The 20482-nt window shown below is 35.7% G+C and carries 17 protein-coding genes, 2 tRNA genes, 1 rRNA gene and 1 pseudogene; 20 read left to right on the forward strand and 1 reads right to left on the reverse strand.

Going from position 1 to position 20482, the window contains the following annotated elements:
- The gene (locus EAG08_RS13020; RefSeq protein WP_228446561.1) at positions 1-918 is read right to left on the reverse strand and encodes an alpha/beta hydrolase family protein; all 918 of its coding nucleotides are present in this window, start codon (positions 916-918) and stop codon (positions 1-3) included.
- A 278-nt stretch (positions 919-1196) separates the two neighbouring features.
- On the opposite strand from EAG08_RS13020, the gene EAG08_RS13025 reads away from it, so the two are divergent.
- The 20 genes and pseudogenes from EAG08_RS13025 to EAG08_RS13110 all read left to right on the forward strand — a co-directional run bounded on the left by EAG08_RS13025 (position 1197) and on the right by EAG08_RS13110 (position 20294).
- Entirely contained in the window at positions 1197-1925 is a 729-nt protein-coding gene (locus tag EAG08_RS13025; protein WP_228446562.1) for a glycoside hydrolase family protein, read from the forward strand.
- Entirely contained in the window at positions 1922-2281 is a 360-nt protein-coding gene (locus tag EAG08_RS22170; RefSeq protein ID WP_228446563.1) for a hypothetical protein, read from the forward strand. The genes EAG08_RS13025 and EAG08_RS22170 overlap by 4 nt, the downstream gene beginning before the upstream one ends.
- Positions 2282-2405: 124 nt before the next feature.
- On the forward strand, positions 2406-2861 hold the full coding sequence (locus tag EAG08_RS13030; RefSeq protein WP_164998573.1) for an ecotin family protein: 456 nt from the start codon (positions 2406-2408) through the stop codon (positions 2859-2861).
- Positions 2862-2878: 17 nt separating this feature from the next.
- Positions 2879-3949, forward strand: a complete 1071-nt coding sequence (locus EAG08_RS13035; protein ID WP_129535822.1) for a formimidoylglutamase — start codon at positions 2879-2881, stop codon at positions 3947-3949.
- Between the two features lie 3 nt (positions 3950-3952).
- On the forward strand, positions 3953-4954 hold the full coding sequence (locus EAG08_RS13040; RefSeq protein WP_129535823.1) for a glycosyltransferase family 2 protein: 1002 nt from the start codon (positions 3953-3955) through the stop codon (positions 4952-4954).
- Between the two features lie 241 nt (positions 4955-5195).
- Complete coding sequence (locus EAG08_RS13045; protein WP_228446564.1) at positions 5196-6188, forward strand: MraY family glycosyltransferase; 993 nt, start codon at positions 5196-5198, stop codon at positions 6186-6188.
- Between the two features lie 29 nt (positions 6189-6217).
- Positions 6218-7054, forward strand: a complete 837-nt coding sequence (locus tag EAG08_RS13050) for a polysaccharide biosynthesis/export family protein (RefSeq protein ID WP_129535825.1) — start codon at positions 6218-6220, stop codon at positions 7052-7054.
- Positions 7055-7056: 2 nt separating this feature from the next.
- Complete coding sequence (locus EAG08_RS13055; RefSeq protein ID WP_129535826.1) at positions 7057-9555, forward strand: exopolysaccharide transport family protein; 2499 nt, start codon at positions 7057-7059, stop codon at positions 9553-9555.
- Positions 9556-9764: 209 nt separating this feature from the next.
- The gene (locus tag EAG08_RS13060) at positions 9765-10658 is read left to right on the forward strand and encodes a DUF6089 family protein (RefSeq protein WP_129535827.1); all 894 of its coding nucleotides are present in this window, start codon (positions 9765-9767) and stop codon (positions 10656-10658) included.
- Between the two features lie 6 nt (positions 10659-10664).
- Positions 10665-11414, forward strand: coding sequence for a polyprenyl diphosphate synthase (gene uppS / locus EAG08_RS13065; RefSeq protein WP_129535828.1), 750 nt, complete (start codon positions 10665-10667; stop codon positions 11412-11414).
- A gap of 26 nt (positions 11415-11440) precedes the next feature.
- Positions 11441-13981: an outer membrane protein assembly factor gene (locus EAG08_RS13070; RefSeq protein ID WP_129535829.1), complete on the forward strand. Its 2541-nt coding sequence runs from the start codon at positions 11441-11443 to the stop codon at positions 13979-13981.
- Positions 13982-13986: 5 nt separating this feature from the next.
- Positions 13987-14568 (forward strand): OmpH family outer membrane protein, encoded by a 582-nt coding sequence (locus tag EAG08_RS13075; RefSeq protein ID WP_129535830.1) that lies wholly within the window; start codon positions 13987-13989, stop codon positions 14566-14568.
- Between the two features lie 150 nt (positions 14569-14718).
- Positions 14719-14925, forward strand: coding sequence for a hypothetical protein (locus EAG08_RS22690; protein WP_262696841.1), 207 nt, complete (start codon positions 14719-14721; stop codon positions 14923-14925).
- Positions 14859-15113 (forward strand): annotated as a pseudogene (locus EAG08_RS22695) (OmpH family outer membrane protein); the annotation flags it as partial. The gene EAG08_RS22690 and the pseudogene EAG08_RS22695, both read left to right, overlap by 67 nt.
- A gap of 68 nt (positions 15114-15181) precedes the next feature.
- Entirely contained in the window at positions 15182-15667 is a 486-nt protein-coding gene (locus EAG08_RS13085; RefSeq protein ID WP_129535831.1) for an acyl-CoA thioesterase, read from the forward strand.
- Positions 15668-15669: 2 nt separating this feature from the next.
- Complete coding sequence (gene rfbD, locus EAG08_RS13090) at positions 15670-16530, forward strand: dTDP-4-dehydrorhamnose reductase (RefSeq protein WP_129535832.1); 861 nt, start codon at positions 15670-15672, stop codon at positions 16528-16530.
- A 7-nt stretch (positions 16531-16537) separates the two neighbouring features.
- Positions 16538-17212 carry a hypothetical protein gene (locus EAG08_RS13095; RefSeq protein WP_129535833.1) on the forward strand — a complete coding sequence of 225 codons (675 nt, stop codon included), beginning with the start codon at positions 16538-16540 and terminating at the stop codon, positions 17210-17212.
- Positions 17213-18310: 1098 nt separating this feature from the next.
- A 16S ribosomal RNA gene (locus tag EAG08_RS13100) occupies positions 18311-19828 on the forward strand.
- 233 nt (positions 19829-20061) lie between these two features.
- A tRNA-Ile gene (locus EAG08_RS13105) sits at positions 20062-20135 on the forward strand.
- 85 nt (positions 20136-20220) lie between these two features.
- Positions 20221-20294: transfer RNA gene (locus tag EAG08_RS13110), tRNA-Ala, on the forward strand.
- Positions 20295-20482 lie beyond the last annotated feature (188 nt).

Below are 20482 nucleotides of genomic sequence, written 5' to 3' on the forward strand. Positions count from 1 at the left end.
CTATTTTGGTTTTACGTTCTTCATCCACTCAATAACATTTTTCATCGGCTTTTCATCGTCTGAGAACGCAGTGTTATGCCCTAATTTGGGAAATAATCTATACTCATAGCGTTTACCTTTTGCTTTTAATGTATTCAGATGTTCAATGGATAAATTCACGGGTACCTGAATGTCTTTTCCTCCAAAAATCCATAGTCCCGGAATTGATAATTTGGAAAGAACATCTTGCGGATCAGTATCTGTAAATTCGTATTTATCAGGGTCAGTCATGGTATGTTTTCTTGCATCTTCTTCTGTGTGCGTATCCCAGAATTTTGAATTTCCGTTGGTGTAAAACTGAAACCTAAGTTGCTCTTTCACCGTTATCAGTGCACCACTGAAAATCGCCATAAATTTGACTTTCTTATTCTTCTCTGCAGTCAACGGAATAATCCATCCGGCTTGGCTTGCCCCAATTAAACCTATTGATATTTGCTTGTTTGATAAATATTTAGATAATACATCTACTGCAATGCTCGCATCCATAGACAGAAGATTAAGATTGGCAGCGTCTACATTATTGGTTCCTACTTCGGGTCCGGCATAGATCCCGCCAGATTCTCCGACACCACGTTTGTCGTAAGTTAAAACAGCAATTCCATTTTTAGCCAGCAGTGTTGCAAACTTTGTCATCCTTTTTTCTTGTCCGGATCCGTGAATAAGTACAACAGCTGCAGAAATATGATCAGGCTTATAAATAGTTCCTGCAAGCGAGTCTCCTTCACTTATAAATTTTATATTCTTGGTTGTAAAGCCTGGCGGAATTGCCATCAAAGGAGTAACAGTAACCAAAAGAAATAATACCAAAAGAAGATTTTTGCAAAATTGTTTTCTGTTTACGATCTTTTTAAAAACAGTCGGTTTATTTATAGTTTTCATTTTCAGTTTAGTCGGTCTCTATTAGTAATGAAGTCTTGCGGTGGTGTTAGCGATTTTTTTCTATTATTAATCAGTCAAATATAACGATTTTCCCACTCCAAAAATTTTACTAGCCAATCTTCTTACCTCAATTTCCATCCGTTTAGACCGAATAGCTTAGATTTAAAAATTGAATAATTTTAAAAACATTATAAACAATATTATTTAAAAACGTAAACCCTAAACCGCAGGACACTATTTGTATAGCTTTCTTCTACATTAGCTGAAAATCAAATACAATGAGCCAGTCAAAATACACCCGCAGAGATTTTTTGCAAACTTCAGCATTGGGAATTGCAGCAGTATTCTTCAGTTCATCATTTACTCGCGCATTTGATTTTTCAGACAAACCTTATTTTAATTTAAAACCCATCGGAAGATCATTAGAACTGGATGGCTATTATATCTGGTGTTCATCTCCAATTTGGGGTGAAGATGGGAAAGTGCATCTTTTCTACTCCCGCTGGAAAAAAGAAAAAGGAATGGGCGGCTGGCTCAACGGTTCTGAGATCTGTCGTGCAGAAGCCAACTCACCATTTGAAGAATTTCAGCACAAGCAGATTGTACTTGCTCCAAGAGGCGGCGAGTTTTGGGATGCAACAACCTGCCACAATCCTTTGATCAAAAAAGTGGAAGATCAATATTATCTGTTCTTCATGGGAACTTCCAATGGAAAGACGAATACTAAAAGGATAGGATTGGCAACTTCAAAAAGTTTGGATGGAGATTGGACAAGACCTGAAAAACCATTGCTTCTTCCCGGAGAAAAAGGTGCGTGGGACGATCATTGTACCACAAATCCTGCTTTTGTAAAAGGAAACGACGGAAAATACTGGCTGTTTTACAAATCCTGGAACACCGAAGAATATGAAACCCAAAAAGGAGCAGTCCGAGGAAACCGAAAATACGGATTGGCAAAAGCAGATTCTCCAATGGGACCTTATAAAAAAAATCTCAAAATCCGGTGATTGATTTTTCTTCTTTGCCCAACAATGCTCAGTTAGAAGACGCTTTTATCTGGAAACAAAACGGAAAATTTCACATGGTTGCCCGGGATATGGGATTTTTTAATCATGAATACGGTTTGCATTTAACCACAAAAGATGGCATCAAATGGACAAAACCTGAAATTGCCTATCTCAATATGCAACATTATATACAGGAAGCAGCTCCACCGAAACATTTAAAAAGATTTGGAAGACTTGAGCGTCCTATGATTTTGATGAGTAAAGACGGAAAAAGACCTCAATTTTTATTTGGGGCAACGCAGGGTGGAAAGTTTGAGACTTCTACGACTTTTGTGTTTGAGATTTTGAGGGGTTAAAAACAGTAATTCTAAAATACTTGTACAAGCCGTCAACTATTAATTGACGGTTTTTTGCTATAATGAATATTACAACAAGTCTAAGTTTATAGGGTTTTTTTGTATGTTTGCTGAAATATATTTGATGAAAGAATACTACACCTTATTTTTATTATTATTATTTGTTTCTTTTTGTTTTTCTCAAAAAGTTGAATATCCTGAAGCAAAAGATGGATATAAAAAAGTAGAGCTTAAATTGCCTTCAAAAATTGATAATAAAGATTTTAAAATAGAAATATTTCTAGTTTCAAATATGAAATTAGATGATTGTGAGAATGCTAGCTTAAATGCAAAACTTGAAACGAAATTCTTAGTTCCACCAGCAAGATATGCTTACTATGAACTAAGCAATCCCAATATAGAAATAATAACTTTTAAAAATGGTAATTGTTCTAATAAGAAGATTGATAAAAAAGTATATAACTATCCAAAGATAGAAGAATATAGGTCAGTATTACCGTATACTTTCTATATTCCAAAAAATATGGATATAGAATATAGAATTTGGAAAGTTGAACCCAAATATATTGAAGTAAAGTAATTAAGAGTAATTATATAATGGATTTTGAAGATTTTATAATTTCACCAAGAAATTTCAGGACAGAAAACTGGCAGATTGGCAGTAAGATTACCAAAGAAATAAAAGAAGATAGTATTGTTTTGCTCTTTGTTTCCGATTACCGTGGTGCAAATGGCGATGCAGAAGTGCAGGATTTTACGGCAATCAGAAGAGAGTTTTACAAACTTTCACAGCTTGATTTTGAAATTCCGGTGGTTGATCTGGGAGATTTGGTTTCAGGGAAATCGGTGGAAGACTCGCATTATATTTTGCAGGAAGTTTTGTCGGCTTGTCATTCTAAAAGAGCCATTCCGGTGATTATTGGGGGTTCTAATGACTTTGCTTTTTCGTTATTTTCAGGATTAAATTTTCATCAGCAAAACATCAACTATACGCAGATCAGCAATATTATTTCATTGAAACAAGGTGAAAGTATTGACGAACATACTTTTTTAAGCAAAATTTTAGGCTCAAAAAATTTCTCTATCAAAAATTATCATCATCTTGGTTATCAAAAGCATCTGAACGAATCAGATTCGGTAAAACTCATCAAAGAGGTTGAATTTGACATTGTTCGTTTGGCTGAAATGATGAATTCTACTGAGAAAACGGAACCTTTTTTCAGAAAAGCAGATTTGGTGACGGTAAATTGTGACGCGATTGAAAGTTTCAGTGATGCTTTTTCGATGAATCCGCAGGTGAATGGTTTGAACCGAAGAGAAATCTGTGCTTACATGAAAGAAATCGGACTGAGTGAAAATCTAAAGTCTGTAGGAATATTTAATTATAATATTTACACTGAAAATCAGCTCAATCATCAGCTTTTGGCACAAATGATTTGGTATCTGATCGAAGGAATCAATATTCAGCAGTCGCATCCGAAAGAAAGACAGTACGAAATGTTTTATGTTTTGATTGAGGACAGACAATATGCTTTCAAGCGTGATACGTTCAGCAATCTTTGGTATTTCGGAGATGATGAAAATATAGAAAACTGTATTCCGTGTTCGAGAAAAGATTTTGATGAAGCCAAAAAAGGCTGGCTGAGTGCAAGATTTACAAAAAGCTAAACGATGATAAACGTTCCCTCTTTAATTTCTATCATCGTTCCGGTTTATAATGTCGAAAATTATTTGGCAAAATGTCTTGATTCTTTGGTGAATCAGACGTATCAGAATATGGAAATTCTGGTAGTAAATGACGGAAGTAAAGATTCTTCTGAGAGAATAATTCAAGATTACGCTCAGAAATTCCCTGAAAAAATCAAAGCTTTTACTAAAGAAAACGGAGGTTTAAGTGATGCCAGAAATTTTGGGCTAGACCATGTAGCTGGAGATTATGTAGGATTTGTCGACAGCGATGATTACGTTACGGAAACGATGTTTGAAGAAATGCTGAATTTAGCATTAAAACATCAGGCTGAAATGGTCATCTGCAACATCCAGAAAGTTGATGAGCATGGAAATGTAACTCAAAAGCTTACGCAAATTCCTAATATGCCCGAGAAAATTGATTTGGAAAGTCATTTTTCTGTCTTTTCAGATTTAAGCTATTTTGCTTGTAATAAACTGTTTAAAAAAGATCTTTTTAAAGATAAAAGGTTTAAAAAAGGAATTCATTATGAAGATATTCAGTTGATTCCGCAGTTATTGCTGGAGTGTAAAACTTTGGCACAAACGCAGAATTTTCATTATCAATATTTGGAACGAACTGATTCTATTTCAAAAACACATACAGAAAAAGGTCTTGATATCTTAAATGCAGTGAAAGATGTGGAGGTTTTTTTCCAAAAATCACAGTATTCTACCAAACTAAAAGAGCTGAAGAATTTCCAAATTTTGGAAGGTATTTATACCTTTTTGGCGTATTTAGCATTTGTGAAAGATGAAAGTGTTTTCTATGAAATGGCGCATCAATTAGACGTTTTCATACAAGAACGGAATATTAATTTTAAAGATATATTGAATTACAATCGTTTTGATACGAATTATATTTTATCTTTGCCCCTGAAAAAAAAGATATTTTATCTGCTCTTTTTTGCTGGACAAAAAAAACTGATAAGAAAATTAATGTAAACACAAGTGATAAGAAATTTGTCAGAATAACAAATGACTGGCAAATATTTCACTAAGACATTTCGGTCAACTAAGCCCGAAAGGTACTTAACAGAAAAAAAATGAAGAATTTTGAATTGTTCTTATATAGCTCTGGAATTTCTATTTTTATGTAAAAATAGGTCTGGGCTTTCTATTCTCTTTTTTAATCACATTTTTCTCAATTCCCACCATTATTAAAATTTCCAGAAGAAAAAATCTGATGGATGAACCAGGCGTTAGAAGTTCGCACCTTAGAAAAATCCCTAATCTTGGTGGCATTGCGATGTTTTATTCAATCGGTATCTGTACTTCGGTTTTTGCTTACGAACTTTTTGATTTATATAAATTTCTCTTTGCCTCGCTCATTGTTCTGCTTTATGTGGGCGTGATGGATGATATTGTGGTGATGAGAGCATACAAAAAGTTAGTGGCTCAAATTATTGTTTCTGCATTTATCGTCATAGGTTCAGATATCAGAATCAGAAATCTTTTCGGGATCTGCGGAATTTATCAAATTAATTACCTGATAAGTATAATTGTTACCATTATTACTTTTGTTATATTGATTAATGCTTTTAACTTAATTGATGGAATTGACGGTTTGGCAGGCGGTTACTCAGTAATATGCTGTGCGCTTTTTGGCATTAGCTATTATCGTTTAGGGGAATATAATTATCCTCTGGTTGTGCTATCTGTAGTGGTTATTGGCTCGGTGCTCGCATTTCTGTACTATAATTTATCAAATTATAGAGCAACCAAAATATTTATGGGAGACACCGGATCTATGCTTTTAGGATTTTTACTGGCATTTACTTGTATTTGTTTTATTGATATTTTTATTGATAAAAAACTTCCGAATGTCCCGAGATATTATTTACAATCAGCTCCGGTAATTGCTGTTGCCATCTTGATTTTACCTATTGTTGATACTCTCAACGTTATTTTAGTCAGACTTTGGAATAAAAAATCTCCTTTTGAGGCAGATAAAAATCATATTCACCATAAACTATTAAAGCTTGATTTAACGCATAGAAGATCCAGCTTTTATATCATAACTTATTATCTTTTTATTATTGCAGTAGCTTATTTTATGAGACACAGTAATGTGAATCTTCTGCTTATTATAGTTTTAGCATTGGGTTTCTTGGGAGCTTATCTTCCAGATGTCTTTTATTTGATGAGAAATAACAATAATTTAAAAAATAATAATTAAATTTCTATTTTTGCAAACTACATTTAATTATGATGAAAATCTTTAAGTATATTTTATTTTTAATTCTACCGTTCCTTTTATCATCTTGCATCACTTCAAAAGATGTGAAATATATGCAGCCAAGCGAAAGTTTGGTAATTAATGAAGAAGGTCTGATTCCTTACAACATTCCTGTGTATAGAATTACTAAAAATGACATGTTGATTCTTAATATTGTAACTACCCCTAAAGGTGATGCTGCACAATTTTATTCTTCATTGAACTCATCGACGGGACAAAGTACTATAAGCGTAACAGGTGGTTCAGGATCAGGAGGTAATGCTATCATTTATTTTAATGGTCTGAGAGTTGATTCAAAAGGAGACATCAATGTTTTTGGTATTGGTTATATCAAAGCAGAAGGCAGAACTACTGAAGATATCAGGTTAGAAATTCAGGAAAAAGTCAACGAAAACTTTCAAGAAGGAAAATCTGAGGTTAGGCTAGATACCAATGGTATTACTTATTATATTTTAGGTGATGTTGAAACAACTGGTATGACAGGAGAAAGGGTTGCACACAAAAATACTTTGACGCTTTCTGAAGCGATTGCCATTAATGGAGGATTAAACAGAACGATTGATAGAAAAAATATTGTTATTCATAGAAAATATCCAGAGGGAATTAAAAAAGCGAAAATAGATCTTACTAGAGAAGATGTAATGAATTCTCCATATTATTATGTGCAAAATGGTGACGAAATATTCCTTACCACACAGAGAAGAGCACTTAATGGTTTCGGGAAAGATCCTATACAGACTCTTATAAGTGGGGTTTCTGTGATTACTACCGCATTATCAATTTATCTACTTCTTAAAAACCTTTAATTATGATTCCAGGAAAAGATGCTACTGTAGATAAAAATGCAGCTCAGAAAGAAAAATTTGGATCATTTGCGCTTTTTGATGTTGAACATTTCTTAAGACGACTTCTGAAAAATTGGTATTGGTTTGTTTTTATGCTTTTGTTAGGCTATGGCTTTTCATGGTTTTATGGGAAGTATTATGCACAAAGTATTTATGCATCAAGCTTATCTCTAAGTGTCTCAAGCAATACTGCGAGTTACTTCACACCCAGCCAATCAATCAATTTCATTTGGGGGCAAAATGGAAATCAGGATGGAATTTATCTTAAAAAGATGCTTTTGTCAAGATCTCATAACGAGTTTTTGGTGAAGGAGCTCAATTACTTTGTCAATTATCAGACAAAAGGCCTTATTAAGTCTACTTATTTGGATAAAGATGATTCACCAGTGTTCCTAGAGGTTGACAGAAAACACCTTCAGCAAGTTAATTATCCTATTACATTCATTCCAAAAGGGAATGATTCCTATGAAGTAGTTTTGCCGGAGGAAGGTGAATCTACTAATCTATACTCATATGATTTTGAAGGGTTTCAGAATATTAATGCTTTTGAAAGACCTGCCAATAAGACAATAAAGGTCAACGAGTGGTATACTTCTCCAAACTTAAGATTTAGATTATTGTCCAATCCTGTGGCTGCTAAAATCAAATTAGAAAATATTATTGTTAATTTAACTACGGTAAATGATGCTGTAAACGGGATTATTGGTACTGTAGGGGTTGATTTTGATAAAGAGATTAATACAATTATGATTATCACCAAAACAGGTTTTAATCTTAATAGTACCGTTAATTTCTTAAATAAATCGGTTACAGAATTGCAGAAGAAAAGATTTAATGATAAAATAAAAGTAGATAAAAATACAGAACTTTATCTTAAAGAAAGTTTAGGCAGCATACGAAAGAAGTTAGATTCCAGTGGTGCTGTTCTCAATTACTTGAAAGTTACAGAAAAACTATATGATATTTCGAATCGTGACGAAAAGTCTCTGACGAGAATCAAAGAGCTTGAAGCAAAAAAAGCTGAAATTCTTAGCAAAATGTCTTCTTTGAGTAATATCAGAAATTCTGTAGAAACTCAAAATTTTGATAAAATGATCAGCTCTTCAGCCGCAGGTTTTGATGACGGCTTGTTTACTGCCTCTGTATCTGAGTTGAAAGCTTTATACCTTAAGAAAAGAGAATTATCTACGATCTATACTCCGAATTCTGAACCCATTAAAGAAGTGAACAGGCTTATCAGCGAAGCAAAACAGAATTCTTCAGGGTCATTAAGAAATGTTTATAATGTATATACCGAACAACTGAGTAAGATTGATCAGCAAGTTGGTGAAGCAAATTCTGATCTATCAACTTATCCTGAGAAGCAAAGAAAATATTTAGATGCTGAAAGGGGGTACAATATGATTGAAGCTACTTATAATAGCTTGTTGAGCAGACAAAACGAGAGCCAGATGAGATTGGCAACCAATCAATCTGATATTACGGTCATTGACCCGGCAAAGAATCTGGGACAAGGCCCAATCGGTCCGAATGTGAAAGGCACTCAGATGGCCATCATCGGAGGCTTATTAGCTGTGCCGTTTGTACTTATTCTGATAGGTGGGCTCTTAGACAGCAAAATCAGAAATATCAAAGAATTACTAAGCGCAACAAAAATTCCATTATTGGGTGTTATTGGAAACAATAACAATGAAAACATGCTGACCGTCTTAGATTCACCTAAATCATCTGTTTCTGAGGCGTTCAGGGGAATTAGAGCAAATATGAGATTTCTTTCAAATGAAGACGGCAATAGTAAGGTGATTTTAATAACTTCTTCTGTAGGAGGTGAAGGGAAAACCTATGTTTCTATCAACTTAGCTTCTGTATTAGGATTAAGTGATAAAAAAACAATCTTATTAGGAATGGATCTTAGAAAGCCTAAAATTTTCGGCGATTTTAATATAGATAATAAAAATGGTATTTCAAATTACCTTACAGGTGAGGTGACGATTGAGCAAATCATTAATAAAACCAAAATTCCTAATTTGGATGTTGCTACATCGGGGCCTATTCCGCCAAACCCATCTGAGCTTCTGATGAGTGCCAGAAACCTTCAGCTGATTGAGGAGCTTAAAACCAGATATGATTTTATCATTATCGACTCTCCGCCAGTAGGTTTGGTTGCAGACTCTTATGATTTGATGAAGCATTCGGATGCCAATTTATACGTAGTGCGTCATGAGTACACAGAAAAGTATATGCTGAAAATGATTACAGAAAAATATCACAACGATGAGATCAAACATCTAGGATTCGTGTATAATGATTACGTAGTGAAACAGGGGTACGGCTACGGTTATGGCTACGGTTACGGCTATGGCTATGGTTATGGTTATTTTGATGAAGACAAAAATTACAAAGAGCCAATGCTTATAAAAATACGAAACATAGTTAAAGCAATTTTTACTAAAAATAAATAATATCAAGCCCTCAATAAATGGGGGTTTGTTGTTATCTGAGAAAACAGAATCTGTTAAAAAAAGAATAATTTTGCTTGTTTGTCGTTTACTTTATAACAAATTATGTTTTTTGTTTATTTTTAACGAAACATTAAGGTTATCATTAATATAAAAATGTTTTATATTTGCAAAAATTAATTTTTAAAATAACCATAAATCCATATTCTTCTATGAATAAAAAATTATTGTTTAGCTTCCTTACCCTCTTAGGCACAATGGTAAGTATAAAGGCACAAAGAAATGAATTGGGAATTCGTCTTGGGATGAGTAATTTAGTAGGTGATATAGGAAAAACCAATTACATTCTGCAACAACCATTGGATTTTGACAGGGTTTCAGATTGGGGAGTTCCTTTTTATGGTGGTTTGTTATATAGATTCAATTTTAACCCTCACCAGACTGTGAGAGTGGATTTAGGTTACAATCAAGTGCAGTTTAGTGATAAAGCTGCTAAAGAAGAGTATAGAAGAAATAGAAATTCATTTGGTAAGAACAATGTGTATGAAGCAAGCGTTGTATTCGAATACAATTTCTTCCCGGTAAATAATGAGCAGTTAAGCATGTTGAGTCCTTATATTTTTGCTGGTGTTGGAGGTTTGATGTATGATGCTCCAAAAGCAACATTAAATCATGACTACAGAAGAAATGCTGATGGGGTAGCGCAAGCGCCGGTTGATGAACTAGATTTCGTTACAACTACAGAATATACGATGGGAAGAAAAACTGTTGCTCATATCCCTTTTGGAGTTGGTTTAAAATATAAATTCAATCATGGCTGGGCAATATTTGCTGAAGCTACATTCAGATATACTTTGACAGATCAGTTAGATCACAGCAAAATATTATCTAAAGATTTGATTTCAAATTATAATGCTGATATCATAAATCCTTCTACTGGCGGATCGCTTTTGCAGACAGGAGATTATTTTGCAGTTTCAAAAGAGAGAGAAGCCGCTTTCTTAAATAAAAGAACAGTCGGTGATCCCGAGTCAAAAGATTGGATGAATACCTTTAGTTTAGGATTGACCTATTCTTTCGGAAGACCACCATGTTATTGTGATTAATTAATTATGTCGTTGATTAAAGATAAAATAGATTCCGAGAGTTTACCGCAGCATGTAGCCATCATTATGGATGGTAATGGAAGATGGGCAAAATCTCGAGGTGAAGAAAGAACGTATGGTCACAAAAATGCCATTGATGCAGTAAGAAATGCTATTAATGCATGTAATGAAATCAGCATACCCTATCTTACACTCTATACATTTTCCTCAGAAAACTGGAAGCGTCCTACTGATGAAGTAAATACGCTGATGTCTCTGCTTACAGAAACCTTGCTTTTGGAAGCCGATGAAATCTTCAGTAAAGGTCTGCGTATGCACGTAATCGGGAATCTGGAAAAATTACCACCTTTGGTGAAAGAACAACTTTTAAAGGTTGTTGATTTAACTAAAGAAAACACGAAAGGCAATTTGGTTTTGGCGATAAGCTACGGCTCGCAAAACGAAATCCTTAATGCCGTTAAAAACATCAGCTCCGACGTAAAAGAAGGGAAAGTTGATATTGAAAATATTGATGAAAAATTATTTGAAAACTATCTTTATACCAAAGATTTTCCACCTGTAGATTTGTTGATCAGAACCAGTGGCGAAATAAGGATAAGCAATTTTCTACTTTGGCAGATTGCCTACGCAGAATTGCAGTTTCTAAATGTTTTGTGGCCGGATTTCACAAAAGATATCTTCTTCCAATGTATTGTTGATTATCAAAACAAGGAAAGACGATATGGCCTTACGGGCGAACAAATACAAATCCAGTAAATTAAGAAAAGAAAGATTACGATAAAATGAAGTTTAGACTATTACCCATCATTATGTTTGCTGCTTCTGCACATTTTTATGGACAGGTGACGCCACAAGACAGCACAAAGGTAAACACTACCTCTGTTCTTGCGGAAAATCAAACAGGAACTTACACTCTGAAAGACATTGTTGTTGATGGGGTAAAAAAATATACACCTGCACAAATCTTAAGATTTACAGGTCTTACCAAAGGTGAAGAAGTTGATATTCCGGGGCAGAAAATCAGCAACGGTATCAAGAAGCTTTGGGACTCTCAATCTTTCTCTGAAGTAGAAGTTTACATCGAGAGTATTGAAGGAAAAACTGTCGTTTTGAAGTTTTATCTTCAGGATTTAAAAGACCTTGGTGAAGTAAAATTCACTGGGAAAGGGATTGGTAAATCTAAAAACGAAAAATTAGCCAAAGATAATAACCTGAAGCCAGGTACAAAGATTACCCAGAATCTTATCTCCAGCCTTAAAACAAATATCCCTAAGGATTATGTGAAAAAAGGTTTTGCAGATGCTAAAATCAGCATCGAAGATAAGGTAAATGCGGGTGATCCTAATTTGGTTGACTGGACGATTAATGTAGATAAGGGCAGAAGAGTAAAAATCAGCCATATCGAGTTTGAAGGTAACGAAAGTATTACTGATGCTAAACTAAGAAAGAAAGCATTCAAAGAAACTAAACAAAAAAGATTTGGTATTGGTGGTATTTTAAAATCTTCAAAATTTATCGAAGAAAAATATCAGGAAGACAAACAGAGTTTAGTTAATTATTATAACTCTTTAGGATACAGAGATGCTCAAATTGTTTCTGATTCTGTTTGGAGAAATAAGAAAAATAACTACGAAATTAACGTAAAACTGAAAGAAGGTAAAAAATACTACATCGGTGATATTACTTTCACCGGAAATACAGTTTACGCTACAGAATATCTTCAAAGAAAGTTAGGATATAAAAAAGGTGATATCTATGATGCGGTAGGATTCAACAAAAAAGTTGGGGAAGACGGTGGTAAGGAAGACGATTCTGATATCAAATCGATGTACATGAATAACGGTTACCTTTTCTCAAACATTACACCGGTAGAAAAATCTATTTCAGGAGATAACATCAATCTGGAAATTAGAATCAATGAAGGAGAGCAGGCAACTTGGAACAGAGTAACTTGGGAAGGAAATACAACGACCCATGACCACGTTATTTTAAGAGCTTTAAGAACAAAACCGGGAGAATTGTTCAAGAAAACAGAAATTAAAAGAACATATTTTGATTTAGCAGGGATGTCTTTCTTCGATCCTCAACAGATCGGTCAGGATATTCAGCCTAATCAGCAGGACAATACGGTAGATATTAATTGGAAATTGGTTGAAAAAGGATCTTCTCAGGTTCAGTTGCAGGCAGGTTACGGTGGTAACAGCTTTATCGGGACTTTAGGATTGACGTTCAACAACTTCTCTCTTAAAAATTTCTTGAAATTCAAAGACTTCAGACCGGTTCCTCAGGGTGACGGGCAAACATTGTCTATCACAGCACAAGCTGGTCAGTATTTCCAAAACTATGGTGTTTCTTTTGTAGAGCCATGGTTATTTGGTACGAAGCCAACTGCGCTTTCTGTAAGTTTAAACAACTCAAGAGTAAATTATAGTCAGGTAAGCGGTCCGGATCAGAGATTAAATATTTTCTCAGCAACGGTAGGTCTGAACAGGTTGTTGAAATGGCCGGATGATTATTTCTCATTATACACTGGTATTCAGTTCCAAAAATATAACTTCAGTAACTATCCGTTTGAGTTTGGGGATACTACAGAATTGTACGGTAACGCCAATAACTTAAGTTTAAATATTGGATTAAGCAGAAACTCTGCGGGTATCGATCCTATTTTCCCAACAACGGGTTCTAATATTGAATTGTCAGGTAAATTTACTCCACCATATTCATTGTTTAGCAATAAAGACTACTCTACAATGTCTCCTACAGACAAATATAAGTGGATGGAATTCTATAAAATCAAATTTAAAGCAGACGTTTACAACGAAGTTGCCGGTAAATTGGTTTTAAGATCTTCTGCTGAAATGGGATTCATGGATGGGTATAACAAGCAATTGGGAGCTCCGCCATTTGAAAGATTCTATGTAGGTGGTACAGGACTTTTTGGAGGTAGATTTGACGGTAGAGAATTAATTCCTTTGAGAGGTTACGAAAATGCTTCTACTTACGGAGGAGAATACGATGATATTACCCCACGAGGTGGAGGTACTATTTACAATAGATTTACGTTAGAACTAAGATATCCGATATCAATGAGTCAAACCGCCAAAATTTACGCATTGACTTTTGCTGAAGGTGGTAATGTTTGGAACACTTGGAGCAAGTACAACCCTTTCCAGTTGAAAAGATCGATTGGTGTTGGTGTAAGAGTTTACATGGGGGCATTTGGTTTGATCGGATTTGATTTTGCTTATGGTTTTGATAAGACAATTTTAAGTACAGAACCTCATGGAAACCAGACCCACTTCCTAATGAACCAATCTTTATAATAAAAATGAAGAATTTTAAAATACTTTTCACATCTTTAGCGCTCTTGCTTTTCGGCTTCAGCAATGCTCAGAAAATAGGCGTTGTTGACACCAATTATATTTTGAATATGATGCCGCAATATAAAGAGGCAGAAGCAAGATTAAATTCTCAGATTGATACTTGGGAACAAGAACTTCAAAGTATGCAGGCTGAGTACGACAAGAAAAAATCAGCCTTCGAAAACGAAAAAGTTTTATTGATAGGTGATCAGTTGAAGTTGAGAGAAAAGGAAGTAGCAGATTTAGATAAAAACATCAAAACCACTACAAGTTTAAGATTCGGAAAAACAGGTGAGATTCACCAATTAAGAGCCAACTTGGTAGAGCCATTCCAGGATCAAATCTTTACAGCCATCAGAACGATGGTACAAAAGAATGGTTTGGGCATAGTTCTTGATAAAAGTAACGACATTAATGTGATTTCTCTTGAAAAAAGATATGATTATACAGACAAAGTATTAGATATTTTATTAAAAGGAACAACAGATAAAGAAAAAAAATCAAGTAAAAAAAGTAAAATTAGTTTCTCAGAATTAACTTTTGCTTAAATTTAAAATCTAAAAACAAAATTAATTATTTATTACCCCGTTATGAAAAAATTAAGTGTATTATTTGCAGCAGCGATGATGGTTGTATCTGTAGGTATGGCAAAAGCCCAAAAATTGGCTACGTTAGATGTCGCAGGTATTCTTAATGCAATGCCAGAAAAGAAAAAAGCTGATGCAGATTTAACAGCTTTTGTAAATGCTAAACAAGCTGAAATAAAGAAAAAAGGAGAAGCTGCACAAGCGAAGTATGCGCTTTATCAAAAGAAGCTCCTACGAAAACCGAAGCTGAAAACAAAGCAAGAGGTGAGGAAATGCAGAAACTTCAGGAAGAAATGGCTCAGATGGAAGACAAAATGAGAAAAGACGCTACTGCTAAGCAGGATGCCCTTTTTGAGCCTATCGAGAAAAAATTGATGGAAGTTGTAAACAAAGTTGCTAAAGCAAACAGTTACGATTATATCATGGATGCAAACTCTACTGGTCTTGTTTACAAGAATGGTCCTGATGCAACTGCAGCTGTAAAAAAAGAATTAGGTCAGCCTTAATAGAGATATTAACAAAGATTTATAAAAACTACCACTTCTATTAGAGGTGGTTTTTTTATTTTTGCGCTATGGAAAAAGAAGTATCAACTACGGTAAAAATAAGATTCAGCGATTGTGATCCTATTGGGCATCTGAATAATGTGAAATATTTAGATTACATGTTCAACGCCAGAGAAGACCACGTAGAAGAATTTTATGGTTTCACTTACGAAGAATACACAAAAAAAACAGGCTGTACCTGGATTGCTATTCAAAATGAAATTGCATACTTACGGGAAGTAAGATATAATACCCAAGTTATCATCAGCAGCAAAACCATAGAAATACAAGACAGAACGGCAAAGGTTGAAATTTTAATGAAAAGTCTCGATGAAAAAACCGTTCATGCGGTTCTTTGGGTCACTGTTATTTATTTCAATATCAAAACAAGAAAATCAGAAGTTCATCCTGAAGACATAAAAGATACTTTCCACAAATTCTTTGTAAATTTAGAACAGAAAGATTTCCAGCCAAGAGTTAAATTTTTAAGATCGCAAAACGCAAAAAATTCATAATAATGAAGAAAATAGTAGTAATAGGCAGCAACGGACAGTTAGGAAACTGCATCAGAAAGATAGCTCCCAATTTTGAATTAGATTATGAATTCGTTTTTACAGATTCAAAAACTTTAGATATCACCAATGAAGGGCAAATCAATGATTTCTTTTCAGAACAAAAACCGGAATTCTGCATCAATGCTTCAGCATATACTGCAGTAGATCTTGCCGAGCAGGAAAAAGAAAAAGCATTTGCTGTGAATGCGTATGGAGTAGAGAATTTGGCAAAAGCTTGTTCGGAGCACCAAGCGGTTTTCATTCACGTTTCTACAGACTATGTTTTTGATGGCGAAACCAACTTAGATTATTCAGAAGATGATTTTACAAATCCCATCGGAGTGTATGGTGAGTCTAAAAGAATTGGTGAAGAACTCGCTTTAGAAGCCAATCCTCAAACCATTATTTTAAGAACATCTTGGTTGTATTCGGAGTTTAATAAGAATTTTGTTAAAACGATGCTGAATTTATTCTCTCAAAAAGACGAGTTAGGAATCGTAGGTGATCAGTTTGGGCAACCTACTAACGCAAACGATTTGGCAGAAGCAATCATGGAAATCATCGAAAACCCGAAAAAAACTTTTGGAATTTTCCATTTTTCCAATTATCCAGAAACCACATGGTTTGAATTTGCTAAAAAAATCGCAGACTTTTCAAAATCATCTGTGAAATTAAATTCTTTAACCACGGAGCAATATCCAACTCCGGCAAAAAGACCAAAGAGAAGTACGATGTGTTTAGATAAAATTGAAGAAATTTATAAGATAGAACCCAAGCATTGGGAAAACAGCTTGGAAGAATGCATAGAAATTCTTTCTAAATAATTTTCATATGAAAAATATTATCATTGTTTTATTGGTTTTCTTTGCTCAAATAATCAATGCGCAAAACGTGTTCTTGACTAAAGTCGAAAAAACCAACGAGAATCAGGATAAATTCCTATATCATATTATAGAAACCAACGACGCAGAATATTTGGGTGAAATCGAAGTTCAGGGATTTTCAAATGACGATGCGGCCGTATTTTCTCAAATCTATAAGAAAGCAAAAGAAGTTGGAGCCAACTCTTATACTGTAAAACCATTCGAAAATGTCGATGGTAATTTCCAGAAATTTAATGCTTCGAATTATAGGCTTAAGCTCTATTATATTTCTTCCGAAAAATTGGCACAGGAACAAGGTGATTTATATCTCTTTGCGTCATCATCAAAAGATCAAAAGATAAGCATCAACAGAAAAGACTACAATCTTTCTCCACGTACTTATTTAAAGATTCCCTTAGTTTCTGGCGAAGTGTACACCATTTCAACGAAGAAACTTTTGGGTTCCACAATAAAAATTCAGAAAGGCACAAAAAATTCTGATCAATATTATCAGATTTCCTCAGCACGATTAGGAAACAGTACTCAAAACGACGGAACTCTTCATCTAAAATCTGGTGACATCGTTGGTTTAGAAAAATCTTTCGCCGAATTTCTGTCAGTCATTTATCAGGAAACAAAATAATATTGAATTTAAACGATTTTAAAATATTGCCTCAGAGAATTTCTGGGGCATTTCTTTTGTTTGAAATTAATTCTCTTACACATCATTTTATTATTAGCTTTCTCCCGCTATCCACTCATACTCCTCGCGCCAATGCTTTTCCCAACGCTTGCTGTGGGGTAACCGTTTCTATCGGGGCTAGGGTAGTGGTCATATATCAATATTTGTCAAAGTAAAAGTTGACTTTCTAAATTAATATATTAAAGCCAAACAAACCTCTCGAAAAAAACTTCCGAATACGATTTATGAATAAGACCGAAAAAGTAAAAAAAAACCGAATGACTTATAAGCTCAATCGAGCGTCATGTTTATAACCTCCATCTGTAATATTAAAACTTGAGCTCTGTAGGAGCGTGATGTTTTTAGTTTAATTTACAATAAAGAGGATGAGCTCCGTAGGGGCGCCACATGACATTGGTGTTTCCCGCACATTCAAGTTAACGCCCATTCACACTTACCTCTCAAAGCTCTCCCACGTTCCAACCGATCAACTCCCTTAACACAAACCTCCATCCTCTGAGATTCATCATTCAACCTAATGAAAATTTTTCTCCCACGCTTTCAAGGTTTTACCGTCAAATATGAATTTAATTTGAATTTTATGTTAAATAGATTTGGAAGTGTGGGGGTAAAGTTGGTACTTTTGCCCCACTGAAAACGAGAGTATATCAGTAGCGCAGGAGGGCCTTCGGGCATATAATTTAAGTTACTTTATAGGATGTAAATCAAAAAAAGATTCACTGAAAATTTTTAGCAATAAAAGTTGTGAGAATAAAAAAGATTTGTATCTTTGCAATCCCAATACGGGAAGCGCAGGAGTAGCAGATTGAATGTTTAGGAAAAGGGTTTAGGGTTACTTAAAAAACTTTAAAATTTCTTCAAAAAACATTTGGTCAATTAGAAATAAGTTATTACTTTTGCACACGCAAATACGGCAACGCCCAACGACAGAAAAGGGTAGCTGAGGAAGCGGAAGAGAAGAGATCATTGAAAAATAGATATAACAACCAAGTAAGGAAAAACTAAAGCGTCAAAACTTTGAGTGAGTCAGACAAACATACAATGGAGAGTTTGATCCTGGCTCAGGATGAACGCTAGCGGGAGGCCTAACACATGCAAGCCGAGCGGTAGAGATTCTTCGGAATCTTGAGAGCGGCGCACGGGTGCGGAACACGTGTGCAACCTACCTTTATCAGGGGGATAGCCTTTCGAAAGGAAGATTAATACCCCATAATATATTGAATGGCATCATTTAATATTGAAAACTCCGGTGGATAGAGATGGGCACGCGCAAGATTAGATAGTTGGTGAGGTAACGGCTCACCAAGTCAATGATCTTTAGGGGGCCTGAGAGGGTGATCCCCCACACTGGTACTGAGACACGGACCAGACTCCTACGGGAGGCAGCAGTGAGGAATATTGGACAATGGGTGAGAGCCTGATCCAGCCATCCCGCGTGAAGGACGACGGCCCTATGGGTTGTAAACTTCTTTTGTATAGGGATAAACCTTTCCACGTGTGGAAAGCTGAAGGTACTATACGAATAAGCACCGGCTAACTCCGTGCCAGCAGCCGCGGTAATACGGAGGGTGCAAGCGTTATCCGGATTTATTGGGTTTAAAGGGTCCGTAGGCGGACTCGTAAGTCAGTGGTGAAATCTCATAGCTTAACTATGAAACTGCCATTGATACTGCGGGTCTTGAGTAAGGTAGAGGTAGCTGGAATAAGTAGTGTAGCGGTGAAATGCATAGATATTACTTAGAACACCAATTGCGAAGGCAGGTTACCATGTCTTAACTGACGCTGATGGACGAAAGCGTGGGGAGCGAACAGGATTAGATACCCTGGTAGTCCACGCCGTAAACGATGCTAACTCGTTTTTGGGGCTTTAAGCTTCAGAGACTAAGCGAAAGTGATAAGTTAGCCACCTGGGGAGTACGAACGCAAGTTTGAAACTCAAAGGAATTGACGGGGGCCCGCACAAGCGGTGGATTATGTGGTTTAATTCGATGATACGCGAGGAACCTTACCAAGGCTTAAATGGGAATTGATCGGTTTAGAAATAGACCTTCCTTCGGGCAATTTTCAAGGTGCTGCATGGTTGTCGTCAGCTCGTGCCGTGAGGTGTTAGGTTAAGTCCTGCAACGAGCGCAACCCCTGTCACTAGTTGCTAACATTTAGTTGAGGACTCTAGTGAGACTGCCTACGCAAGTAGAGAGGAAGGTGGGGATGACGTCAAATCATCACGGCCCTTACGCCTTGGGCCACACACGTAATACAATGGCCGGTACAGAGGGCAGCTACACAGCGATGTGATGCAAATCTCGAAAGCCGGTCTCAGTTCGGATTGGAGTCTGCAACTCGACTCTATGAAGCTGGAATCGCTAGTAATCGCGCATCAGCCATGGCGCGGTGAATACGTTCCCGGGCCTTGTACACACCGCCCGTCAAGCCATGGAAGTCTGGGGTACCTGAAGTCGGTGACCGTAACAGGAGCTGCCTAGGGTAAAACAGGTAACTAGGGCTAAGTCGTAACAAGGTAGCCGTACCGGAAGGTGCGGCTGGAACATCTCATTTTAGAGCGTCATTAGACGTTAAACAAATAAAGATACTTAAATGTATCATGTACTTACTTAAAAGAAAACGTTTTAGTTTTTTACTCGGTTGCTTATATTATAAAAATACAAAACCCACTAGAAATTAGTATCAGGGAAAGAGAGATTTTAGTTACAGAAGTTAGAGGTTAGATAATTAGAAGTTAGTTTTAAAGCTAACAACTAAAAACCGACAACCGACAACTAAAAACATGAAGTCTCGTAGCTCAGCTGGTTAGAGCGCTACACTGATAATGTAGAGGTCGGCAGTTCGAGCCTGCCCGAGACTACTAATTGAATTAGAGGTTAGAAGTTAGTAATTAGAAGTTAGTTTTCAACTGACCACTAAAAACCGACAACTGACAACTACTAGAGGGGGAATTAGCTCAGCTGGCTAGAGCGCCTGCCTTGCACGCAGGAGGTCAAGGGTTCGACTCCCTTATTCTCCACAGTTTTGTGCGTTTGATTTAAAAGTACGATGGATAGAGCCAAAACAAATATCCATTTATCAGACAAGCAGAAAGAATTAAGATCATTGACATTAACGGTAAAAATATCACAAAGAGAAAACCGAGCGCAATTAAGCGTTTGAGTTTACAAAAATAGCTTGGTAGCAATACTAAGCAAAAAATACTGA

The organism is Chryseobacterium sp. 3008163 (genome assembly GCF_003669035.1).
In the GTDB taxonomy this organism is placed as follows: Bacteria; Bacteroidota; Bacteroidia; order Flavobacteriales; family Weeksellaceae; genus Chryseobacterium.